The sequence below is a fragment of the Mesorhizobium sp. M6A.T.Ce.TU.016.01.1.1 genome (assembly GCF_003997065.1).
Classification (GTDB): Bacteria; Pseudomonadota; Alphaproteobacteria; order Rhizobiales; family Rhizobiaceae; genus Mesorhizobium; species Mesorhizobium mediterraneum.
Genome location: NZ_RZTJ01000165.1, coordinates 1 through 345 on the forward strand (window position 1 = coordinate 1; position 345 = coordinate 345).

The following is a 345-nucleotide window of genomic DNA, read 5'->3' on the forward strand; positions in this document are numbered from 1 at the left end:
TCGAGGAAACGGTGAGGATGTTCGCGCAGGTCGACCATCCGGGCCTCGGCCTGCTGATGGATCCGACCAACTACTTCGAAAGCCACAACATCGACCAGATGGACAAGGTGCTGAACCAGGTGTTCGACACGCTGGCCGACAAGGTCAAGATCGCGCATGCCAAGGATGTCGCACGAGCCGGCGACGACAAGAGCGAGAAGCATGCGGACATCGGCGATGACGACGCGCTGGCCTCGCACACCTTCCGCGGCGTTGGCGAGATGGTCCTCAACGCGCCGGGCACCGGCTCGCTGAACTACGACCTCTATCTGCAGCGCCTGTCGCAGAAGAACCCGAACATCCCGG

Annotated in this window: 1 pseudogene; it reads left to right on the forward strand. The window is 62.3% G+C overall.

Going from position 1 to position 345, the window contains the following annotated elements:
• Positions 1-345, forward strand: a pseudogene (locus EOC94_RS33775) (TIM barrel protein); the annotation flags it as partial.